This is a genomic window from Streptomyces sp. NPDC055078, assembly GCF_053607985.1.
The window spans coordinates 1-2641 of record NZ_JBSGUP010000899.1 but is presented as its reverse complement, the minus strand read 5'-3'; the positions used below and the strand labels follow the sequence as shown (position 1 = coordinate 2641).

Here is a 2641-nt window from a genome sequence, read left to right as displayed (position 1 = left end):
GCGCCCGGGTGGAACGGCTGCGCGGCATCATGGAGGACTTCATCGGCCCCGTCCAGGGCGACAACCCCACCGGCATCGACCGCACCTGGCACTGACCGGGAGAGACCCTCCCCGGTGCAGCCCGTTCCCGCAACCGGGGGAAGCCGACGGCACCCGGCGGTTTCGTCACCCTGTCCCTGGCGACCCCGTCGCGCCACCGGGGCCGACGCGGCTTCCCCGCCGCTTCATCCACTCACCACGGCGCCAACCGCTGTTCGGTCCAGATGGTCTTGCCGCCTTGGTGGTAGCGGGTTCCCCACCGTTCGGTGAGCTGTGCGACGAGGAAGAGCCCTCGTCCGCCCTCTTCGTCGGTCGCGGCCCGCCGCAGATGAGGGGAGGTGAAGCCGGTGTCCGAGACCTCACAGATCAGGCTGCGGTCGCGGATGAGGCGCAGGCTGATCGGTCCGGCGGCGTAGCGGATGGCGTTGGTCACGAGTTCGCTGACGATCAATTCGGTGGTGAAGACGGCTTCTTCGAGGTCCCAGGCCGAAAGCTGGTCGGTGGCCAGGGCTCGGGCATCCGCGACGACGCTGGGGTCGGCGGCCAACTGCCAGGTGGTGACCACGTTTTCCGGCAGGCTGTTTATCCGCGCCAGGAGAATGGCGGCGTCGTCCTCCGGATCTTCGTGCAGCAGGGACTCGATGAGGCGGTCGCAGGTCTGCTCCAGGGGAAGGTCGGCATGAGCGAGAAGGTCTTGGAGGCTCTGGAGCCCGGTGTCCAGGTCGCGTACCCGGGATTCGACCAGGCCGTCGGTGAACAGGGCGAGCACGCTGCCTTCAGGCAGCTCGATCTCGGTCATCTCGAAGGGGAGACCACCGACCCCGAGCGGAGGTCCGGCCGGAGCGTCCGCGAAGCGAACGGTTCCGTCCGGCAGGACGATCGCGGGGGGCAGATGGCCGGCGCGAGCGATGCCGCAGAGCCGGGTGACGGGGTCATAGACGGCGTACAGACAGCTCGCACCGATCGTGTCCTCCGCCGCCGCTGTGCCTCCCTGACCGCTTGGGGTCCGGCTCACCAGGTCATCGAGACGGGCCAGCAGTTCGTCTGGTGCGAGGTCGAGGCCGGCCAGGGCCTGTACGGTTGTGCGCAGCCGCCCCATGGTAGCCGCGGCCTGCAGACCGTGGCCGACCACGTCGCCGACGACGAGTGCGACGCGGGCCCCGGAGAGCGGGACGAGGTCGAACCAGTCACCGCCGACCCCGGCGCTCGCCTGTGCGGGGAGATAGCGGTGGGCGACCTCCACCGCCGTCTGGGACGGCAGCTCTCTCGGCAGCAGCGACTGCTGGAGCGTGAGGGCCGTCGCCTGCTCGCGGGCGTATCGCCAGGCATTGTCCAGTGACACAGCTGCCCGCGCCGCGAGTTCCCCGGCCAGACTCACGTCTGCGTCACCGAAGGGGTCGTGGCGTGCGGACCTCAGGAAGGTCACGAGGCCCATCGTCGTACGGGGGGTCCGCAAGGGCAGGAAAAGCTGTTCGGTGAGGGCGTCGTCAGGCTCGCCCACAGGAGAATCGGCGCCCGGAACGGCGGAGCTGATCTTGCCTGTGACAGCCTGTCCGGTCATCCAGCTGTGCATCTGCGCCGAGTCCGCGGGGTAGTGCACCGCGTAAGGGGGAGCGCCCGCCTCCAGGTACTGCTCCTGCGCGGCGTTCTGTGCCACTCGGGTCAGTGGGGGCACCGCGGTGGTGACCGGGGTGTCCTCACCGTGCAGGAGCCGGTCCTGGATGTCGACCGTGACGGCCTCGGCGAAGCGGGGGACGCAGACATCGGTCAACCCGGCGGCAATCCCGGTGATGTCGAGGCGGCCACTGATGTGAAGGCCGGCTTCACTGAGCAGCAGCAGTCGCTGCTGGTCGTTGTACCGCGTCGTGACATCGGTGAACGCGTTGCACAGCCCGAGAACCTCGCCCGCATCGTCCCGGAGGCGGAAGATCGTGCTGGCCATGACACGGTAGCGCTCCGGGGCCCTGGGGGGCCGTGCCCGGGCGAGCGCCGTGAGGGGTTCGCCGGTGCGCAGGATCTGATCCATCGCCTGTGTTGTGTTTTCCGCGTCGAGCCCGTACAGATACTCGATATCCGGCAGCATCCTGTCGACGCGGGCTCCGATGAGACCGGCGAACATCTCATCGCCTGCGAGGTTCACCCACGTCAGCCGCTGGTCGGTGTCGCAGACAGCCAACCCGATGGGCGACTGGGAGAAGAGCCCTTTCAGTATCGCCTGTTTCATCTGCCACTGGCGCACGAGTGTGCGATCGGCACCGACCAGCAGCCAGCACACACCGCCGGCTTGCCGTACCGGGCACGTCTGTACCCACACGGACACCTGGTGACCGTCCCGATGCCGCAGTACGACAGTTCCGGTCATGGGCCGTTCGGAGCCTGACGGCGGCGGCCCCGCCTCGCTCTCGACTGCCAGCAGCCGGGCGGCGGGACGGCGGACGACGTCCCTTGCCCGGTAGCCGAGCAGTTCCTGGGCCTTCTCGTTCCAGCCGATGACCATCCCTCGGTCGTCCAGTATCGCGGCAGCGGCGCGGTCGGCATCAAGGGGGCACGCAAGATCGACTTGTCCGATACTGAACGTTTCCATGAGGTATCCAGTCCGAGC

1 protein-coding gene is annotated in these 2641 nt (G+C 68.5%); it reads right to left on the bottom strand.

The features are described 5' to 3' along the window. Positions 1-232: 232 nt before the first annotated feature. Positions 233-2623 (bottom strand): SpoIIE family protein phosphatase, encoded by a 2391-nt coding sequence (locus tag ACWF94_RS38340; RefSeq protein ID WP_453499563.1) that lies wholly within the window; start codon positions 2621-2623, stop codon positions 233-235. Positions 2624-2641 lie beyond the last annotated feature (18 nt).

Coding starts and splice junctions, on each gene's coding strand:
- ACWF94_RS38340 (WP_453499563.1), bottom strand. CDS start 2,623: ATGGAAACGTTCAGTATCGGACAAGTCGATCTTGCGTGCCCCCTTGAT.